Below are 17,474 nucleotides of genomic sequence, written 5' to 3' on the forward strand. Positions count from 1 at the left end.
GGTGGTCGAGCTGCTACCGAGCCTGCTGCGCGATGTGCAGCGCACCTATGCCCGGGATCCGACGGCTGGCCGGCTGGTGGTGGAGGCGTACCGGGTGACGGCGGCGTTGCTGGTGAAGCTGGACGAGGCGGATCTGGCCTGGCTGGCCGTCGATCGGGCCATGTCGGCCGCGACGGGGAACCGGGTGCTGGTGGCGTGCGCGGCGGTGCAGCTCGGCCAGGTGTTGCGGTCCTCGGCACGGGCGCGGTCGGTGCTGCTGGCCGCCGCGTACCGGATCGCTCCACCGGATGTTGACGCCGGCTGCCCGCAGGAGTTGTCGCTGTGTGGGGCGTTGCTGGTGCAGGCGGCGTTGGTCGCGGCCCGGTGCGGTGACGAGCATACGACCGGCGACCTGCTGGACGAGGCCGCCGAGATGGCGGCTCGGGTGGGCGACGGGCACGACCATCACCGGACCGCGTTCGGGCCCACGGCGGTGGAGTTGGCCCGGTGCGCTGCCGCCGTGGAGCGGGATGACGGGTCGGCGGCGATCGCGCGGCACAGGCAGGCGGTTCGGCGGGACGGGTGGCGATTGTTGCCGGTCGAGCATCGGGCGTCGCACCTGATCGACGTCTCTCGCGCGTACCTTCAGGCCGACGATCCGGGAAGCGCGGCTCGGGTGCTGCTCGATGCGGAGATCCTGGCACCGTACGAGGTGCGCCGCCGGCCGATAGGCCGGGACGTGCTCGCCCAGGTCGCCCGTGATCCGAAGGCTCCGGCGATGATCGGTGAGCTGGCCCTCAGCCTCGGGCTGGTGTGAGGGTGACCGCGCCGTTCCTGTCCCTGGCCCAGATCCGCAACCGGCTGACCCTCACCGCCCGGCACGCCCTCCGCAACCCGGCTCGGCAGAAGGACCGGTGCCCGGTGTGCGGGGCTCCAGCGGCAGACGCTGAAGTACAGCAGCGGAGTACAGCAACCCAGCCCACCGAACCCGACCGCGACGAGCGCCAGCAGGCCCAATGACCTCGCATGACACCCGATCCGACCGGCTTGCCGAGGGTTCGGGACGAAGCGTCGGAACGCTCAGGCCGAGCGTGTGGCCTGGTGGGCCGGCGACTGCACGATGTGTTCCGCCTTCGGAGCGCACAGTAGGCTGCAACTCGCACGTCATGGACGGGAGGCTGAGGTGGCCGGGACGACGGTGGCCGAGGTGATGGCCGAGCTGGAGGACCCGAAGATCCGCGCGGTGAACGAGCGGCACGGCGACGATCACGGGGTGAACCTCGGCAAGCTGCGCGCGGTCGCGAAGCGGCTCAAGACGCAGCAGGATCTCGCGCGCCAGCTCTGGCAGACGAAGGACACCGCGGCGCGGCTGCTGGCGCTCCTGATCTGCCGCCCGAAGGCGTTCGAGCGTGAGGAGTTGGACACCATGGTGCGCGAGGCGCGCGTACCCAAGGTGCACGACTGGCTCGTGAACTACGTGGTGAAGAAGAACCCGCACGCCGAGGAGCTGCGCCGGGCGTGGTCCGCCGATCCCGATCCGGTGGTCGCCAGCGCCGGCTGGGCGCTGACCGCCGAGCGGGTGGCGAAGAAGCCCGAGGGCCTCGACCTCGACGGGCTGCTCGACGTCATCGAGGCGCAGATGAGGGACGCCCCGGACCGCCTCCAGTGGGCGATGAACAACTGCCTGGCCCAGATCGGAATCGAGCACCCCGAGCACCGCGCCCGCGCGATCGACATCGGCGAGAGCCTGGAGGTGCTCAAGGACTACCCCACCTCACCCGGTTGCACGTCTCCGTTCGCCCCCGTCTGGATCGGCGAGATGGTACGCCGACAGCACGTCGGATAGAGGGCTGCCCCGTCGGGCGAGCAGCCGGCGGTACGCCTCCAGGCCGTCCGGCACCCATGTCCATTCGGTGAGCCGCCGGTGCAGCTCCGCCTCGGTGAGAAACGCGTGCCAGGCCACCTCCTCGGCCTGCGGAACGACCGTCGACGGGCAACGCACCTCATAGATGAAGGACCACCAGGTGTGCTCCGGCGATTCATAGAGGAATTTGAACAGCGGCACGGGTGCGGGCAGCCCGGTGACCCCCAACTCTTCCTCCGCTTCGCGTAGCGCTGCCTCGTCGTACGATTCGCCCGCACCCACGACCCCACCGACGAACATGTCGTAGCACGACGGGAAGACCAGCTTCTGCGCCGTCCGGCGGTGCACGAAGATGCGCCCGGCGGCGTCCCGCGCCAGTACGAACACGCAGCGGTGCCGCAACCTGCGGGCGTACGCCTCATCCCGCCGCGCCTGCCCGATCACCCGGTCCTGGTCGTCCACGATGTCCAGCAGTTCGTCGGCGGAGCGCGGCGAGTGACCATCCATGCGGATATGTAAGCAGCCGCGCGGGATGGCGACCAGGGTTCAGGTCAGGACCCGGGACGCAGCGCCGCGAGTTGGATCTGCAACGCCAGCCGCGCTCGCGGCGAGTCGAGGTCGACCTGGACGACCTCGGCGAGGCGGCGCATGCGGTGCCGGAGCGTGTTGGGGTGCACGTGCAACTGCCGGGCGGCCTTCGTCGGGTCGCCCTGCTGATCGAGCCAGGCCGCGACCGTGGCGACGTAGTCGGTGCCGTGCTTGCGGTCATGGGCGACGAGGTCGGGCAGCGGCCCGCCGACCAGCAGGTCACCCTGTGGCACCGCAGTGACCACACGGTGTACGACCACCTCGGCCCAGACGTCCTCGAAGCGCAGCAGTGGGCCTCGCTGTCGAGCCGAGCCGTGCAGCGTCAGCAACTCGGCCGCCTCGGCGCGTGATCGCGGCAGGCCCGTCAGCTGGGTGGCGACACTGCCGGAGGCGGCGCGCACCTGCGGGTCGTGCAGGGCGATGTCGTGAATCAGCCGCTCCATCCAGGCCCAGGAACCGGGCGACTCGCCCGTGTCGACCACGACGGCGAACAGGACGTCGCCGACGTCCGCGATGAGCGGCTGACGCCAACCGTGGCGGCGGGTGATCGACTCCCACAACGCCAGGTTGTGCACCAGTTCCCCCGTCCCGCCGTGCGCCCCGAGCGCGACGACCCGCCACGGGCCCCCGGGGAGGCCCAGGTCCTGCCCCACCGGGGCGGGGGCCCGCAGCGCCGCCCGCAGGCGGTCGGCCGCCGCCCGGCGGGCGACATCGGCCTGCACGCGCAGGCGCAGCAGGTGGAGCGCGAGCACGCTCGCCGCGCCCTGGAGATCGCGCAGGCGCTCCTGCGGCACGGGAGATTCGACGACGGCCCAGATCGAGCCGAGCAGCTCACCTCCGGCACGGATCGGGATCACGAGCCGGGGCAACGTCCCGTCCGGCCCCTGCGACACGAAGATGGGCGAGCTGCCCTTCGCGAGCTTGCGGAACACCCCGCGCGACCGGAAGTAGGCGATCACGTCGCCCGGGACGCGTCGCCCGACGATCGTCGAGACGCGCGCGGGGTCGGTGCGGTCCTGACGCGACGAGTACGCCAGCACCCGGGATTGGGCATCCTCGATCGTCACCGGCGCGTCGACGATGGCGGCAGCCGCGTCGGCAAGGGCGAACAGTTGGTCGTACACCCCGGCATCGCCGGTCTCGGGCGAGCCGGGTGCGGCGGCGGTGTCGATCACTCCCCGGAGCAGCCAGACCAGCTGGGCCCATGATCCGTGGCTCCGCAGCTCGACCAGGGGCAGGTTACGGTCGGCGGCGGACGACGTCAGGTCGGGGTGCGCGGCGAGCGGAGGCTTGAGGACGAGGCCGGCCGCTCCAGCCCGCGCGCAGCGCTCGATGACGGCGAGCGCCTGCTCCGGTGTGGCGATGCCCGCGCCGAGCACGAGGTCGCCGCTCTGGCCGGTCGACGCTTCGTCGAGGTCGGTGATGGTCACATCACGGACCTCCGCGTCAGTGCCGGGTACGACGATCTTGAGCAACGCGGCGCCGACCGCGTCCACCACGCCAGCAACGGTGATCATCACCAGATTATCCCTCGCCGTTGTTCGTTTCGACCAATGGCAGGCAGGAGTATTGGCCTCGCAGAACAATGACGTTCCGGCGCGGCGGGGACAGGATTGCCGCAACCTCGGTTGTTTCGAAGGAGAGATCCATGCCTGCCATCGAGTCCGTGCCGGTCCCCCGACGCGTCGCCGTCATCGGCGCGGGGATGGTCGGGCTGGCCACCGCCTGGTTCCTGCAGGAGCGAGGGGCACAGGTCACCGTCTTCGACCGCACGGGCGTGGCGGCGGGCGCGTCGTGGGGCAACGCCGGCTGGCTCACCCCCGGCATCACCACTCCCCTGCCGGAGCCGGCGGTGCTCCGCTACGGGCTGCGCGCCGTGCTGAGCCCGTCGTCGCCGGTGTACGTGCCGCCGCGCGCCGACGCTCGACTGCTGCGGTTCCTGGCGGGCTTCGCGCGGCACAGCACCCCGGCGAAGTGGCGGACCGCGATGCGGGCGTACATTCCGGTGAACCGGCGGGCGTTCGAGGCGTTCGACGACCTGTCGGCCGGCGGGGTCGCGTCGGTGACGAAAGAGGCGAAGTCGTTCATCGCGGCGTACCGGACCGAGACCGAACGGTCGACCCTGCTGGATGAGCTGGCGCACATTCACGCCGCCGGTCAGGAGATCGAGTTCGACGTCCTGACCGGGGCCGAGGCGCGTGAGGTGGAGCCCTCGCTGTCGGACGACATCGGCGCCGCCATCCGCCTGCACGGCCAGCGTTACATCGACCCCGGGGACTATGTCCACGCGCTCGCCGCGTCCGTTCGCGCCCGCGGCGCAGCGCTGGTGACCGGGGCGGACGTCGTGAACATTCACGACGAGGGGGCCGGGGTCCGGGTGGTGACCGCTGCCGGCACCGACGAGCGTTACGACGCGGTGGTGCTGGCCACCGGCACGTGGCTCGGTGAGCTGGCCCGACGCTTCGGGGTCCGGACCGTCGTGCAGGCCGGCCGTGGTTACAGCTTCAGCATCCCGATCGAGCACGTTCCGACCGGTCCGGTGTACTTCCCCGCGCAGCGCGTCGCGTGCACGCCGCTGGGAGACCGGCTGCGCGTCGCCGGCATGATGGAGTTCCGCAGCGCCGAGGCGCCGCTGGATCGTCGCCGAATCTCGGCCATCGCCGAAGCCGCCCGGCCGCTGCTGCGCGGTGCCGACCTGGACGTCCGCGCCGACGAGTGGGTCGGGTCCCGCCCCTGCACCCCGGACGGGCTGCCGCTGATCGGCCGCACCGGGTCACCGCGGGTCTACGCGGCCGGTGGCCACGGCATGTGGGGCATCACCCTCGGCCCGCTCACCGGCAAGCTGCTCGCCGAGCAGATCACCACCGGCCGGCAGCCCGCGGAACTCCAACCGTTCGATCCCCTGCGCTGAGCCTCGGCCCACACCCCGGCGTCGGCGCCGGTCAGCCCCGGCTGTCGAGCGGTACGTGCAGCGAGAGGTGCGCGGAGAGGGCGCGGAGGAAGTCCGGGGCGTCGAAGGCGGCCCCGGCGGAGACGACGCCGGTGGCCCTGGTCCGGCCGGTGAGGATCCGGTCGACGGCCTCCACCGCGAGCGGCGCGCTGACGGCGTAGATGTCCTGACCGGCGACGACCGCTCGGCGTTCGGCGTCGCCGGAGCGGACGAGGACGTCGACGACGAAGGTCTGCGCGGAGCGGCCGCGCTCGTCCGCGGCGGTCGGTGCCGACGGGTCGGGCGCGAACAGGTCCGCCGCGGCCTTGGTGGTCATGTAGGTGCGCACGTGCGGAACGGCCAGGTGGCTGGGGACGGTGACCACGTCGGCCATGGTGAACTCCGCGATGACCTGCTGGGGGCCGAGCGGAGCCGGGAAGGACCACTCCATGGTCGGCAGTTCGTCGTCGTGGTACTCCAGCCGACCATCGGCGTAGCGGACCCGCTGGCCGTCCCGTCGCTGTGCCGAGACCGCGCCGGACGCGAGCGTTCCGGCCGTCGGGTGCCAACTGCTCAGGCCGTACGCGATGTGCGCCTCGTCGGCCGCTGTCCAGTCGCCCATCGCGGTGGTGACCAACAGGTCACCGAGACCGCCGAAGAAGGCCATCGCCGGGACCACCACCGCGCCTGCGGCACGGGCACGCTCCGCGAAGTGCGCGAACGTGTCGACGTTCGCCTCGATCTCGGCTGCCACGTCGACGTACGGCAGACCGGCGCGCAACGCCGCCTTGACCAGCGGGGCCGCGGTCGAGGCGAACGGCCCGGCGCAGTTGATCACGGCAGCCGCGCCGTTCAGCGCGCGGTCGAGGGAGGCCGGATCATCGACCGACGCCGGCCGAACCTCGAGCCCCGGCTGGGCCTGCGCCAGCGCCAGCAGCTTGTCCCGGTCGCGACCGAGGAGCAGCGGGACGTACCCGCGCTCGCGCAACTCCGCGACGACGAACCGCCCGGTGTGCCCGTAGGCGCCGAACACCGCCACGTTCCGACCTGATCCCATTCCTGCTCCCACCTGCTCGAAGTGATCCATTACGTAGATCCTCTTCCCGTCGGCGCACCGGAGCCAGTGTCTGGAACGACACGACACGTACAGTTTCCGACATGACTTCTTTCCCGCGTTCCGTCGCGGTCGCCGCCACCGACGGGATGCTGCACTTCGAGCTGGCTCTCGCCTACGAGGTCTTCGGCTCCGCCCCGGCCGCTCTACCCGGCCCCTGGTACGACGTCCGGGTGTGTGGCACGCACGCCGTCCGGGTTGGCCGGTTCATGGTCGAGCCGGACTGCGGGCTCGACCAGTTGGCGCACGCCGACACCGTGATCGTTCCCGCCCTGGCAGACGTCGACGAGGACCCGCCGGTCGAGTTGGTCGAGGCGGTGCGCGTGGCCCACGAGTCGGGCGCGCGGGTGGTCTCGCTGTGCACGGGCGTCTTCGTGCTCGCCGCCGCCGGCCTGCTGGACGGGCTGCGCGCGACCACCCACTGGGCCCACACCGAACAGTTGGCCGCGCGTCATCCCCGGGTGCAGGTCGACCCGGACGTGCTCTACGTCGACAACGGCAGCGTGCTCACCTCCGCGGGCAAGGCCGCGGCGATGGACCTGTGCCTGCATCTGGTCCGCCGCGACCACGGCTCGGCGGTCGCCAACGTGGTCGCCCGACGCCTGGTCGTGCCGCCGCACCGGGCGGGCGGTCAGGCGCAGTTCGTCAGCACACCGGTGCCCGCCCAGGACGACCATCCCCTGGGCGATCTGCTCCCGTGGGCGATGCGGCGACTGGACCAGCCGCTCACCGTGGAGGACCTGGCCCGCCAGGCGAACATGAGCTCGCGCCACCTGGCCCGGCACTTCCGCGCGATCACCGGCACCACCCCCCTACAGTGGCTGTCGACGCAGCGGATCCGCCGCGCCCAAGAACTGTTGGAAAACACCGACGACAGCGTCGACACCATCGCCTCGGCCGCCGGCATGGGCACCGCCACGACGTTGCGCCGCCACTTCCACCGCGCGATCGGCGTTCCCCCGGACACCTACCGCCGCACCTTCCGCGCCCCGGAGCCGGCGCCTGCGGACCTCACATCTCGGAGCGCCGTTCCGTCGAACTGGTGAGGCAGCGCGACCGGACGTGGCTACGCGACGTGCTGCCGGCGTGGGCCGATTCGAGCCGGCGCGAAGCCGCCAGACGTGGGCTCCGCCTCAGCTCACCAGGTCGCCGAGAGGGATCCGGGGATCAGCCAGTCTGGCCGCGGCGACCGTCTTACCGGCGTGGCCTTGGCGGACCAACTCCTGGATCGGCTCGGTCACGTCCCAGACGTTGACGTTCATCCCGGCCAGGACCCGGCCGGCGCTCAGCCAGAACGCGATGAACTCTGGAGCCTTGCCGGCAACGATGGCTGGCTCGGGACGGAACACCACCTCGTCATAGCCGCCTGGTTCGACCCAGCCGCTGTATTCCATGCCCAGGTCGTACTGGTCGCTGAAGAAGTACGGTATCCGCGCGAAGCTCAGCGGCTCCCCGAGCATGGCCCGGCTCGCGGCGTTGCCGCCGTTGAGCGCGTTGGCCCAGTGCTCGACCCGGATCCTCCGCCCCAACAGCGGGTGCGCGACACTGGCCACGTCCCCGGCCGCGTAGATGTCCGGGTCGCTGGTCCGCAGGCTGGCGTCGGTGGCGATCCCGTTCTCCAGCGCCAGCCCGGCCGCTGCGGCCAGGTCGGTCGCGGGCGTGATGCCGATACCGACGATCGCCAGATCGGCCGGCAGGCGGGTGCCGTCGGTGAGCACCACCGAACTCAACCGACCATCGGCACCGAGGAACTCCCGTACGCCGCTGCCGAACCGGAACGAGACCCCGCGCGCCTGGTGCAGCTGCGTGAAGACCTCGGCCACCTCGTCGCCGAGGACCCGGCGCAGCGGCGCGCTGTCCTGCTCCACCACGGTGACGTCGCAGCCCCGAGCGCGAGCGGCTGCCGCCGTCTCCAGACCGATCCAGCCGGCGCCCACGACGACCACCCGGGGTGCGGTGGACATGTGCTCGACGAGCGTGTCGGCTTCGGACAGGGTGCGCAGGTACCGCACGCCGGACAGATGTGCGCCCGGAACGTCGAGCCGGCGGACCCGCGAGCCGGTCGCGAGAAGAAGCTTGTCGTAGCGCATCGACTCGTGCCCGTCGAGGATCAGCGTGTGGTCGGCGGGGACGAGCCCGGTCGCCCGCACACCGAGGAGCAGTTCCACATCGTGCTGGCGGTACCAACCCGGCTCGTGCACGTACGCCTTCTCGCGCGGCTGGGTGCCGAGCAGGTATCCCTTGGACAGCGGCGGTCGCTCGTAGGGCGGCTCGGTCTCCTCCCCGATGAGCACGATCCGGCCGGCGAAGCCGGCCTCTCGCAACCCTTCGGCGGCCTTGGCCCCGGTCAAGCCAGCTCCGACAATTGCAAACACCTGCGGGTCGGCCATCGTCACCTTCTCCTTCCGCGGTCAGGGATGTGTCGGTGCGGCGGATCACCGTTGGCCGAGACCATTTCACCAATCGGGACTTCCGTTATTCCTCATGTTGCTCCGCTCAGCCAAGAATTTCAATAGCCATGGCTGGTGATAAAATCCGGGTATGGGCGCAGGTGATCAATGGACGGTGGTGACTGCGCTGGCCGACACCTCGCGCCGGACCCTGTACGACTACGTGCGCCGCCAGGGCGACCCGGTCAGCCGGGAGGAAGCCGCCGCCGCCTGCCACATGTCCCGCAGCCTGGCCGCCTTTCACCTGGACAAGCTGGTCGCCGCCGGCCTGCTGCGCGCGCGCTACCAGGCCCCACCCGGCCAGCCCCGCGGCCGGGGCCGGTCACCCAAGGTCTACCAGGCCGCCGACAACGGCCTGGCCATCACCATCCCCGAGCGCCGCTACGAACTCATCGCCGAGATCCTCGCGGATGCCGTCGTCGACGACCCCGCCAACGCCGACGACGCCGCACGCCGCCACGCTGAGCAACGGGGGCGCCTGCTCGGGTCCCAACTGCGGGGCACCGCCCTGCTCGACGTGCTCACCGGCCTCGGCTTCGAACCCGAGAGTGGGACGGCGACGGTGCTGCGCAACTGTCCGTTCCACGCGCTGGCAACCCGACAGACCGCGCTGGTGTGCGGGCTCAACCACGCCTTCCTCACCGGCCTCATCGACGGCCTGAACGTAACGCAGGTGCACGCGCGGCTGGCCCCACGCACCGGCGCCTGCTGCGTCGAACTTGATGATCGATCGATCTGCCCGTCCCATGGTTGAACGCGAGCGCCTGCCGGGGTCGGGCACCCGGCGACCCAGGTTGAGGCCGTTGGCTGAGGTTTCCCGGCGGAGAGGGCTACGGGAAATCCGGCTCAGTTTCCGGCGGCTTCACCGGTCGACGCTGCCGCGTTCACGGGTCGAAGCCGGCTCATCCGGGCCGCCCCGGCGATCAGGCTCAGGCTGCCGATCAGCGCGAGCGCGATGACGCTGACCGCCAGCGGGTTGGCGATCTGGTTGGCCAGCGGATACAGGTAGTCGGCGGCGAACAGCACGCTGGCGGTGTCCGGGTCCGGGACCATGCTCAGCACGTTGTCCAGGGTGTTCACCCCGCAGGCGATGAGAGCCGGCAGGCCGAGCAGCAGGATCAGCCGCCGGATCGGCATTGGGGTCCGGGCGACCCGGTGAGCCATCCAGGTCATCCCCTGCCACACCACGATCAGCCCGATGGCGAACCCGGCGACCGCGCCAGCGAGCACCCCGCTCGGCTCGATCGGATAGGCGCTGACCGTCACGCCGGTCTGGTTGTCGTATCCGGACACACGCAACAGCACCCCGTCCTGGTACGCCCAGAACACCCCGTGCGGGCTGTGCACGCCGGCCTGACTGTCGACGCCGCCCTGGCTCAGGGCACCGGTCCGCCAGCCCGCACTCGTCAGGTGCTCGTAGGCATCGGCCAGGACGGTCGGTGTCTCGGTGACCTGCGCGTAGACCCGGCTCTGGCCCATCGGCGCCGGCCGCCCGCCGTCCCAGCCCTCCTCAGCGAAATCCTGGAACTCGCCATACGTCCGGTAGGCGTAGGCCATGTCGAGGAGGTCGTCGCCTGGGAGCTCAAGGGCGAACGAGGCCGGCCGGCCGACCAGATCGTCACTGAAGGCGGCAAGATCGGGCTCTTCGGGGTTGGCGAACGCCCAGACAGCCAGGGCGCCGGCCCCGCTGAGCACCACGGCCGCCCAGATCGCCACGAGGCCGGCCGCGAGCCGGCCGATCCAGGTGGGCGGCACGAACCGGTAGCGGAGACCGTTCACCAACAGATAGGCCGCCTCGCCGCGCGACGGCCGGACCTGCCCCGGCTCGGCCGCGTCGAGCAGAGTGGTGAGGATTTCCAGCCCGCGTTCGCGACGGTAGGAGCCGGGGTACGCACAGAGCAGACGGCGGTAGGAGCGCTCCAGGTCAGGCATGCTGAACTCCCCCGATGAAGCCGAACGCCTCGCGCAGCCGGGAGGCGGCCACCTGGGAGTTCGACTGGAGTCGCTCCACCGCGGCTTCGAGCGCCGCCCGGCCGTCGTCGGACAGCACGTAGTAGCGGCGCAGCCGGCCACCCACGGCCTCTTCCCGGTCGACGACGATCAGACCCTCCGTGCTGAGCCGGTCCAGCGCCGCGTACAGCGTCCCGGCCTTGAGCTTGACCCGCCCGCCGGACAACTGCTCGACGGCCTGGATGATCCCGTAGCCGTGCAGCGGGGTGGCGCGCACCAGCGCGGTCAGGATGAAGAACGTCGGTTCCTGCATCATCATGGCCTACACGATAGACCATCGCTATATACAGTCGATCTGGATATGGACTGGCGACTGGGCCTGCCCGGCCCGCCCGCCGCCGCGGCACAGGGCGCACCGTCGTTTCCGTGTCCCGCTCGGTCAAGCCCGTCCCGGCGCCACCCGGCATCAATCAGAAGTGGGGCTGGTGCGGTGGCGTGGGGTTACCAGGCCGGATTCGTAGGCGAGGACCACGAGTTGGGCACGATCCCGGGCATTGAGCTTGGCCATGGCCCGGTTGATGTGGGTCTTGGCGGTCAGTGGGCTGATCACCATGCGTTCAGCGACCTGGTCGTTGGACAGGCCCTGCGCGACCAGGGCGACGGTCTCGCGTTCACGATTGGTCAGCCCCTTCAACCCCTCGCCGACGCGGGTGTGGAACGGCTCGCTGACGTACCGACTGATCAGGTTGCGGGTGATCGACGGCGCGAGCAGGGCGTCGCCCCGCGCGGCGACGCGAACGGCGTGCAGGAAGTCTTCGGGCACGATGTCTTTCACCAGGAACCCGGCGGCCCCGGCGCGCAGGGCGTTGAACACGTACTCGTCCAAGCCGTAATTGGTCAGGATGACGACGTGCACCCGGGCCAGGGCCGGGTCGGCGGCGATGCGCCGGGTCGCCTCGATGCCATCCATGATCGGCATCTGAATGTCGATGAGCGCGACGTCCGGCAGGTGTTCCCTGGCCAGCGCCAGGCCCTCCTTCCCGTCGGCGGCCTCGGCCACCACCTCGATGTCATCTTCAACGTCGAGGAGCGCGCGGAAGCCGCTGCGAAGCAGCGGCTGGTCGTCGACCAGCAGGACACGGATCATGGCATTCGGCCCACGGGGAGTTCGGCCTGGACGGTGAAGCCGCCCTCGCCGCGCGGCTCCGCGCGCAAGCGACCGCCGAGGGCGTTGACCCGCTCACGCATTCCGAGCAGACCGACGCCGGGCATCGCCACGGTGTCCGGCGTGGCCTTCCCGTCATCGTCGACTCGGATCGCGAGGGCGTCCGGACGGTAGTCGATCCGGACCGAAGCCGTAGCGGCGGCGGCGTGACGGGCGATGTTGGTGAGCGACTCCTGAACGATCCGGTAGGCGGTCCGGTCCACCGGGGCCGACACGTCGTATCGCTGCCCTTCGATCATCAGCGTCGCGGTCAGGCCAGTCGCACAGGCCCGTTCCACCAGTTCCGGAAGATGGTCGAGCCCCTGCGGCGGGGGCTTGCCGTCGTCGTCGCGCAGCGCTCCCAGCGTCGCTCGCAGCTCACGGGTCGCGTCACGACCGGCCTCCCGGATCACCAGCAGGGCCTCGGGCACCTGCTCGCCCCGCTTGCGGGCCAGGTGGACGGCGACTTCGGCCTGCACCTTGATGATCGAGATGTGGTGGGTGAGCGTATCGTGCAACTCCCGCGCGATGTGCAGCCGCTCCTCGTTGGCGCGGCGGCGCGCGGTCTCCTCCCGGGTGCGCTCGGCTTCGTCCGCCCGCCGCTCGGCCTGCCGCAGCGCTTCGCCGGCGGCGCCGGCGGCGATCAGCCAGGCCAGCTCGAGGGCACCGCGAGCGTGAGCGAACGCCTCACCCGTGTCGCGCAGGGCGGCCAGAGCCGCGAACAGGAGGGCGGCCAGCATGGTCACGCTCACCGCTGCCGTGATGGCACGGTGTCCCGCCCGCATGGCGGCGTACACCGCGAACAGGTAGGCGACGGCAGGCACATCAAGACCGACCACCTGGTAACCCACCGTGCACAGCCCGGTGACGGCCAGGACGGCCACCGGAGCGCGGCGGCGCGCGGCCAGCGCCAGGCCGCTGGCCGCCAGCAGCGCGTAGCCGAGCAGGTCGAGGTCTCCTGCGGGGTGTTGCTTGGACAATCCGGTGGCCAGCAGAGCGGCCGTCACGCCGGTGGCGATCCCCCAGTCTCTGACACCGGCCGGGATACCGAACCGTCCTTCGTCCATGCGCGCACCCTAACCAAACCGTCGCCATGGGCGAGTCCCGCTCGCGGATGATCGGCTTCCTACCGCACCCGCGGTACCTCGCGGCGGCTCCTACGGCCGTCACAGCAGCGGGTTACGCCTCCGGCGGTAGCTCGGTACGCCCCCGGCGGCAGCGCAAAGTGCCTGCGTCCGCTGGACGACTGGCGGCGAACCAGCGGACATGATCAAGCGAAGTCCAATCGCAAGGAGAAGGAGCACCTCATGTCCGTTCGTCGCCTACTCGCCGCCGCCGCAGCCGGACTGCTCGGAGTTCTCGGGCTCGCCGCCCCGGCAGCCGCGCACATGCTGGTCCAGCCGGCCGACGTCAGTGCTTACACCATGACGGCCGGGCGTTTCTGGTCCCTGGTCGCCGTGCTGCTCGGGCTGGCCGGTGTGCTCATCGGCGGGGTGACTCTGGCTCGCTCCCCTCGTACGGGCGGCGGGAGAAGGGGGGCCATCATGGCCCTGCTGGCCGGGCTGACCTGCACGATCATCGGCGGGTTGGTGGTGGCTGCCGCCAACGGTGGCCCCGGCACCGGCTACGGAATAGTAGGAGGTTTCCTGGACCTGGTGATTGGAGCGATCGCCATGGTCCTCGGCGGGCTGGCCCTGGCCCGCTCCCGCCGCAACGTCTCATGAGCTGACCGCATCGAATCCGATTCGTAGCAAACGGGGCCCGAGGTTGCGATCGGGGCATTGGTCCCGTTTCCACCAACAGATCGACCGAGTTGGTGAAACGATGGTGGGCGTGAGAACCGCAAAATCTGCTACGCCTGCTATCTCGCCGCTCTCCGGCGAGCCGATCAAACGTGCCGATGCGGAGCGGCTCGCGGGAGTGCTGAAGGCATTCGCCGACCCGGCCCGACTCCGGCTGCTCAGTCTGATCCAGTCCGCTCCGAACGGCGAGGCGTCCGTCAGTGACCTCACCGCGCCGCTTGGTCTCTCCCAGCCGACCGTGAGTCATCACCTTCGGATCCTCACCGAGGCCGGCCTGCTCGAACGCGAGAAGCGCGGCGTCTGGGCGTACTACCGCCTGGTGCCGTCCGCGATCGCAGCGATCGCCGAGCTGTTGACGCCGCCCCGCAAACGGGCGACGAAGCGGGCACGCTGAGCGGCGCTGTCGAGGACCGCGCCGTCGTAGCAGGGCTGGCAGGATGGTCCCGCCCCTCGCCTCGTGCGTCATCCCGCGCGCCGGCGACGTGAAGCAGGTTGGCTGAGCCGGCGCCGTCCCCCGTGGCGGCGCAGGCTCAGCCCAACCTGCTCGGGTCCAGGCAGCGGCGCGTGACCGTCTCAGCGCTGCTCAGGACGCGCTCGGACCGGAAGGATCCGGGCGGGTGGCTGGCGGCCCCAGGAGGGCGACCTCGCGTAGCCGGCGGCGCTGCCCGCCCGCTACCGCGACCTCGACGATGATCAGCGTGAGGCAGATCGCGGTGAGGGTGGTCAGCACCCCCAGCGCCGGCATCGATCTGATGATCGGGGCCAGCCCGACGAGCAACCCCACGGCGGCCAGCCGGGGCGAGACGATCGTGGCCACCAGTCGCGTCACTCGCAACTGGAAGCCGACCTGGGCGAGCAGAAAGAGCACAACGCCGCCGTAGAGGGTGTAGAGGGTGACGCCGGGCAACGGCGTTTCCGGACGGTAGCTCTCAGGTGACCCGTAGCCCAGCTCCTTCTTCAGCCCGAGGGAGAGGATGATGATGCCGACGATCATCGGCAGGTGCAGAAAGGTGTAGGCGTCTCGGGCGAGCTGGGGCCGATGTTCGGGCGGGCAGCGCTGCAGAGACTGCTCACCGGCAATCGCCACGACGTCGAAGTAGATCCAGGCAAGGGCCGCGGTGAGGGCGACGCCGAGCAGGGCGGAGAACAGCAGCGGCCAGGACGCGGGAAGGCGGGAACCGGCCAGACCGACCGAGATGATCGATTCGCCGAGGGCAATGACGATGATCAGCGAGTGTCGTTCCGCCCAGTGCACGGGGGAGAAGATTCGTCGTTGGGGTAGTGGCAGACCGATTCCGACCAGGTAGTCGATCACGACGGCGAGGACCCAGAGCCCGATCTGGGCGAGGCTGATCTGCTCGGGACGATCGAAGATCCGCTGCGGTACGAACGCGGCGGCGAGGATGAGACCGGGCCCGGCGAGCGCTGACGCCCCGAGCCCCACCACCGGAAGGCCTCGCACCGCCGGCAGGCTGTACCAGCGCAACGCCAGCAGCAGCACTCGCACGACGAGGTAGCACACAGCGAACACCGACGGCCCGTTCAAGCCGCCGGAGCGGTCGGTGAACGCCTCGGGGGCAGCCACCGCGAGCAGGAACAGCACTGCCATCAACGTGAGGAAGCCGACCTGCACCACGCCGAGATCGACCCGCACCCGGGTGGTGAGCCAGGCGGAGATCGACCAGGCAGACCAGAGCACGGCCAGCACGAGCACCCCGTGTACCACACCTTCGCCGGTGAAGTCGTTGGCCATCAGGGTCGTGACCTGGATGAACGCGAAGACGAAGACCAGGTCGAAGATGAGTTCGGTGGTGGAGACGCGGGTGCCTTCCGCTACTCGCCACACCCCTCGCGGCATCCGGTCCGGTTGCATTGGATCTACCTGCCTCGGCACATGGCCAGTCTGGCAAGCAGCGCGCCCGCCACACGACGTTTTCCGCGACGGGCGCACCTGGCGGCGCACCCGATCCGGGCCGGCTGGTCGACGAGTACCAACTGCCCGACTCGGCAACGCCGCGTCCGGTTGCCGCCAGACGCAACCGCTTCGGCGAACCAGACTCAGCCCGTGTCGAACACGAATCCAGGTACGACCAGCGGCCCAGTAGGGTTTGAGCACTGGTACGACTTCATCGAGGGCGGGCCAGTGCACCGAGCGCTGCTGCCGTTTCCTTCGGCTGCGCCCGCCCCGTTCGAAGTCGCTCGCTGGTCAGTTGCCCCGAAGACGTCCAACGACCTTGATGTGCACCGGTCGCGCGAGGTGTGGATCATCGTTTCCGGATCCGGCACCTTGACGTGGGGGGCGAACCAGACGGCAGTTCTGCGCGCCGGGGACATTGCGGCGTTCGAGAGCAAGGTGCCGCACCAGATTCACAACGACGGACCGGATCCGCTCCTCGCCATCTCCCTCTACTGGCTGCAAGAAGGCGATTGACGCGCGTCCGGGGGTAAGCGTTCGCTGGAGAACTCGTGCCACGGGCGACGGCGCGTCCCTCGCCACCGCTGTGTCGGGGCTGTGCCCGGCCGATGATTCTGGGACGCTGAGCTACCTACCGTCACCACCAGGCTCGAAGGGAAAACCACGATGGCAAAAATCATCTCCACGCTGTTCATCTCGGCCGACGGTGTGGCCGAGATCGACCCCGAATGGCACTTTCCGTACTTCGACGAGAACATGGGACGCGCCGTCGGCGAGGACTACGACACCGCTGACGTGCTGCTCATCGGCCGCGAGACCTACGAGAGTTTCGCCGGGGCCTGGCCCGGGCGCGAGGCCGCGGGTGGGGACGACGCGCCGTTCGCCAAGCAACTCGGAGACGTACGCAAGGTGGTCGTCTCGCGCCAGCCGTTGGAGTTCTCCTGGCGCAACTCCGAGCTGATCAAGGGCGATCTCCTCGATGCTGTCACCTCGCTCAAGGCCGATGCCGGCATCCGGGGCATCCTCATCCCCGGATCGATCTCCGTGGTGCAGCAACTGCTCGCCGCCGGGCTGATCGATGAGCTGCGCCTACTGGTGCATCCCGTGGCGGCGCGTAAGGGCCGCAAGCTGTTCGACGACGGCGACTCGCCGTACCACCTGAAAGTGACCGCGACGGAGGCGTTTCCGACGGGCGTGATCCGCGTGATCTACTCGCCGACGGAGGCACCCACCAAGGCCGGCTACGACGAGGTCAAGGACCACGTACCCGGCGAGAAGTAGTGGCCTTCTCGCACGGATCGCCGCAGCCGCGGACCGGCGTCCGGAATGACGGGATAGCGCTTGGCGGTGGAGGTCAGGAGCAGTCCCGGCAGACCTCCCGGCGGTCGGGCTGTGCGACGAGCTGACTGCGGTGGTGCACCAGGAAGCAGCGCGGGCATCGAAACTCGTCCGGCTGCATCGGTACGACAGCCACGGTCAACTCCTCGCCGGAGAGGTCCGCGCCGGGCAACTCGAAGCTCTCGGCAGCCTCGGCCTCGTCGAGGTCGAGGCTCGCTGCCTGCGACGCCGCGCCGCGCGCCTTGAGTTCCTCCAGGCTGTCGTCTTCGACCTCGACAGCGGGTCGGCGCGGTGCGTCGTAATCGGTTGGCTTGCTCATCGTGACGGCCTCTCCCGCTTAT

20 protein-coding genes are annotated in these 17,474 nt (G+C 70.3%); 10 read left to right on the forward strand and 10 right to left on the reverse strand.

The window, feature by feature from the left end; all coding sequences use genetic code 11:
• From IEY61_RS22660 to IEY61_RS22670, 3 genes are all read left to right on the forward strand, one after another.
• A partial coding sequence (locus tag IEY61_RS22660; protein ID WP_189047604.1) for an XRE family transcriptional regulator occupies window positions 1-796 on the forward strand: 796 nt, incomplete at its 5' end.
• A 2-nt stretch (window positions 797-798) separates the two neighbouring features.
• Window positions 799-999 carry a hypothetical protein gene (locus tag IEY61_RS22665; RefSeq protein WP_189047606.1) on the forward strand — a complete coding sequence of 67 codons (201 nt, stop codon included), beginning with the start codon at window positions 799-801 and terminating at the stop codon, window positions 997-999.
• Window positions 1,000-1,189: 190 nt separating this feature from the next.
• Window positions 1,190-1,825: a DNA alkylation repair protein gene (locus tag IEY61_RS22670; protein ID WP_373293200.1), complete on the forward strand. Its 636-nt coding sequence runs from the start codon at window positions 1,190-1,192 to the stop codon at window positions 1,823-1,825.
• Here the strand turns inward: IEY61_RS22670 and IEY61_RS22675 are convergent.
• Window positions 1,754-2,350: an NUDIX domain-containing protein gene (locus tag IEY61_RS22675; protein ID WP_189047610.1), complete on the reverse strand. Its 597-nt coding sequence runs from the start codon at window positions 2,348-2,350 to the stop codon at window positions 1,754-1,756. The two genes, IEY61_RS22670 and IEY61_RS22675, sit on opposite strands and share 72 nt — an antisense overlap.
• A 44-nt stretch (window positions 2,351-2,394) precedes the next feature.
• Window positions 2,395-3,948: a helix-turn-helix domain-containing protein gene (locus tag IEY61_RS22680; RefSeq protein WP_189047612.1), complete on the reverse strand. Its 1,554-nt coding sequence runs from the start codon at window positions 3,946-3,948 to the stop codon at window positions 2,395-2,397.
• Window positions 3,949-4,079: 131 nt separating this feature from the next.
• Here IEY61_RS22680 and IEY61_RS22685 point away from each other — a divergent pair, with 131 nt between their 5' ends.
• Window positions 4,080-5,342 carry an NAD(P)/FAD-dependent oxidoreductase gene (locus IEY61_RS22685; protein ID WP_229706347.1) on the forward strand — a complete coding sequence of 421 codons (1,263 nt, stop codon included), beginning with the start codon at window positions 4,080-4,082 and terminating at the stop codon, window positions 5,340-5,342.
• Between the two features lie 31 nt (window positions 5,343-5,373).
• On the opposite strand, the gene IEY61_RS22690 is transcribed toward IEY61_RS22685, so the two are convergent.
• A complete protein-coding gene (locus tag IEY61_RS22690; RefSeq protein WP_189047617.1) occupies window positions 5,374-6,417 on the reverse strand; it encodes a saccharopine dehydrogenase family protein in 1,044 nt (347 codons plus the stop codon).
• Window positions 6,418-6,518: 101 nt separating this feature from the next.
• Between IEY61_RS22690 and IEY61_RS22695 the strand changes: the two genes are divergently transcribed.
• Entirely contained in the window at window positions 6,519-7,520 is a 1,002-nt protein-coding gene (locus IEY61_RS22695; RefSeq protein ID WP_189047619.1) for a helix-turn-helix domain-containing protein, read from the forward strand.
• An 87-nt stretch (window positions 7,521-7,607) separates the two neighbouring features.
• Here the strand turns inward: IEY61_RS22695 and IEY61_RS22700 are convergent, their stop codons facing one another.
• Window positions 7,608-8,864, reverse strand: a complete 1,257-nt coding sequence (locus IEY61_RS22700) for an NAD(P)/FAD-dependent oxidoreductase (protein ID WP_189047622.1) — start codon at window positions 8,862-8,864, stop codon at window positions 7,608-7,610.
• A 151-nt stretch (window positions 8,865-9,015) separates the two neighbouring features.
• Between IEY61_RS22700 and IEY61_RS22705 the strand changes: the two genes are divergently transcribed.
• Window positions 9,016-9,678 (forward strand): helix-turn-helix transcriptional regulator, encoded by a 663-nt coding sequence (locus IEY61_RS22705; RefSeq protein ID WP_189047624.1) that lies wholly within the window; start codon window positions 9,016-9,018, stop codon window positions 9,676-9,678.
• A 92-nt stretch (window positions 9,679-9,770) separates the two neighbouring features.
• On the opposite strand, the gene IEY61_RS22710 is transcribed toward IEY61_RS22705, so the two are convergent.
• The 4 genes from IEY61_RS22710 to IEY61_RS22725 all read right to left on the reverse strand — a co-directional run bounded on the left by IEY61_RS22710 (window position 9,771) and on the right by IEY61_RS22725 (window position 13,145).
• Window positions 9,771-10,856: a hypothetical protein gene (locus IEY61_RS22710; RefSeq protein WP_189047626.1), complete on the reverse strand. Its 1,086-nt coding sequence runs from the start codon at window positions 10,854-10,856 to the stop codon at window positions 9,771-9,773.
• The gene (locus tag IEY61_RS22715) at window positions 10,849-11,193 is read right to left on the reverse strand and encodes a PadR family transcriptional regulator (protein WP_308424587.1); all 345 of its coding nucleotides are present in this window, start codon (window positions 11,191-11,193) and stop codon (window positions 10,849-10,851) included. The genes IEY61_RS22710 and IEY61_RS22715 overlap by 8 nt, the downstream gene beginning before the upstream one ends.
• 147 nt (window positions 11,194-11,340) lie before the next feature.
• On the reverse strand, window positions 11,341-12,021 hold the full coding sequence (locus tag IEY61_RS22720) for a response regulator (RefSeq protein WP_189047628.1): 681 nt from the start codon (window positions 12,019-12,021) through the stop codon (window positions 11,341-11,343).
• On the reverse strand, window positions 12,018-13,145 hold the full coding sequence (locus tag IEY61_RS22725) for a sensor histidine kinase (protein ID WP_189047631.1): 1,128 nt from the start codon (window positions 13,143-13,145) through the stop codon (window positions 12,018-12,020). Before IEY61_RS22725 ends, IEY61_RS22720 begins: the two co-directional genes overlap by 4 nt.
• A gap of 240 nt (window positions 13,146-13,385) precedes the next feature.
• Here IEY61_RS22725 and IEY61_RS22730 point away from each other — a divergent pair, with 240 nt between their 5' ends.
• Together IEY61_RS22730 and IEY61_RS22735 are read left to right on the forward strand one after the other, a co-directional pair.
• Window positions 13,386-13,802, forward strand: coding sequence for a DUF6223 family protein (locus tag IEY61_RS22730; protein ID WP_229706349.1), 417 nt, complete (start codon window positions 13,386-13,388; stop codon window positions 13,800-13,802).
• 100 nt (window positions 13,803-13,902) lie between these two features.
• Window positions 13,903-14,274, forward strand: a complete 372-nt coding sequence (locus tag IEY61_RS22735) for an ArsR/SmtB family transcription factor (protein ID WP_189047633.1) — start codon at window positions 13,903-13,905, stop codon at window positions 14,272-14,274.
• Between the two features lie 189 nt (window positions 14,275-14,463).
• Here IEY61_RS22735 and IEY61_RS22740 read toward each other — a convergent pair whose 3' ends face one another.
• Entirely contained in the window at window positions 14,464-15,753 is a 1,290-nt protein-coding gene (locus IEY61_RS22740) for a low temperature requirement protein A (protein ID WP_189047635.1), read from the reverse strand.
• 192 nt (window positions 15,754-15,945) lie between these two features.
• Here IEY61_RS22740 and IEY61_RS22745 point away from each other — a divergent pair, with 192 nt between their 5' ends.
• Entirely contained in the window at window positions 15,946-16,311 is a 366-nt protein-coding gene (locus IEY61_RS22745) for a cupin domain-containing protein (protein ID WP_189047637.1), read from the forward strand.
• A gap of 150 nt (window positions 16,312-16,461) precedes the next feature.
• Window positions 16,462-17,076: a dihydrofolate reductase family protein gene (locus IEY61_RS22750; RefSeq protein ID WP_189047639.1), complete on the forward strand. Its 615-nt coding sequence runs from the start codon at window positions 16,462-16,464 to the stop codon at window positions 17,074-17,076.
• A gap of 73 nt (window positions 17,077-17,149) precedes the next feature.
• Here IEY61_RS22750 and IEY61_RS22755 read toward each other — a convergent pair whose 3' ends face one another.
• A complete protein-coding gene (locus IEY61_RS22755; RefSeq protein WP_189047641.1) occupies window positions 17,150-17,452 on the reverse strand; it encodes a DUF4193 domain-containing protein in 303 nt (100 codons plus the stop codon).
• Window positions 17,453-17,474: the final 22 nt, after the last annotated feature.

The sequence above is a fragment of the Micromonospora sonchi genome (assembly GCF_014646235.1).
GTDB lineage: Bacteria > Actinomycetota > Actinomycetes > Mycobacteriales > Micromonosporaceae > Micromonospora > Micromonospora sonchi.

Excerpts from the sequence above, each read along its gene's own strand:
- IEY61_RS22670 (WP_373293200.1), top strand. The coding sequence starts at position 1,190 with ATGGCCGAGCTGGAGGACCCGAAGATCCGCGCGGTGAACGAGCGGCAC.
- IEY61_RS22675 (WP_189047610.1), bottom strand. The coding sequence starts at position 2,350 with ATGGATGGTCACTCGCCGCGCTCCGCCGACGAACTGCTGGACATCGTG.
- IEY61_RS22680 (WP_189047612.1), bottom strand. The coding sequence starts at position 3,948 with ATGATCACCGTTGCTGGCGTGGTGGACGCGGTCGGCGCCGCGTTGCTC.
- IEY61_RS22685 (WP_229706347.1), top strand. The coding sequence starts at position 4,080 with ATGCCTGCCATCGAGTCCGTGCCGGTCCCCCGACGCGTCGCCGTCATC.
- IEY61_RS22690 (WP_189047617.1), bottom strand. The coding sequence starts at position 6,417 with ATGGGATCAGGTCGGAACGTGGCGGTGTTCGGCGCCTACGGGCACACC.
- IEY61_RS22695 (WP_189047619.1), top strand. The coding sequence starts at position 6,519 with ATGACTTCTTTCCCGCGTTCCGTCGCGGTCGCCGCCACCGACGGGATG.
- IEY61_RS22700 (WP_189047622.1), bottom strand. The coding sequence starts at position 8,864 with ATGGCCGACCCGCAGGTGTTTGCAATTGTCGGAGCTGGCTTGACCGGG.
- IEY61_RS22705 (WP_189047624.1), top strand. The coding sequence starts at position 9,016 with ATGGGCGCAGGTGATCAATGGACGGTGGTGACTGCGCTGGCCGACACC.
- IEY61_RS22710 (WP_189047626.1), bottom strand. The coding sequence starts at position 10,856 with ATGCCTGACCTGGAGCGCTCCTACCGCCGTCTGCTCTGTGCGTACCCC.
- IEY61_RS22715 (WP_308424587.1), bottom strand. The coding sequence starts at position 11,193 with ATGATGATGCAGGAACCGACGTTCTTCATCCTGACCGCGCTGGTGCGC.
- IEY61_RS22720 (WP_189047628.1), bottom strand. The coding sequence starts at position 12,021 with ATGATCCGTGTCCTGCTGGTCGACGACCAGCCGCTGCTTCGCAGCGGC.
- IEY61_RS22725 (WP_189047631.1), bottom strand. The coding sequence starts at position 13,145 with ATGGACGAAGGACGGTTCGGTATCCCGGCCGGTGTCAGAGACTGGGGG.
- IEY61_RS22730 (WP_229706349.1), top strand. The coding sequence starts at position 13,386 with ATGTCCGTTCGTCGCCTACTCGCCGCCGCCGCAGCCGGACTGCTCGGA.
- IEY61_RS22735 (WP_189047633.1), top strand. The coding sequence starts at position 13,903 with ATGGTGGGCGTGAGAACCGCAAAATCTGCTACGCCTGCTATCTCGCCG.
- IEY61_RS22740 (WP_189047635.1), bottom strand. The coding sequence starts at position 15,753 with ATGCAACCGGACCGGATGCCGCGAGGGGTGTGGCGAGTAGCGGAAGGC.
- IEY61_RS22750 (WP_189047639.1), top strand. The coding sequence starts at position 16,462 with ATGGCAAAAATCATCTCCACGCTGTTCATCTCGGCCGACGGTGTGGCC.
- IEY61_RS22755 (WP_189047641.1), bottom strand. The coding sequence starts at position 17,452 with ATGAGCAAGCCAACCGATTACGACGCACCGCGCCGACCCGCTGTCGAG.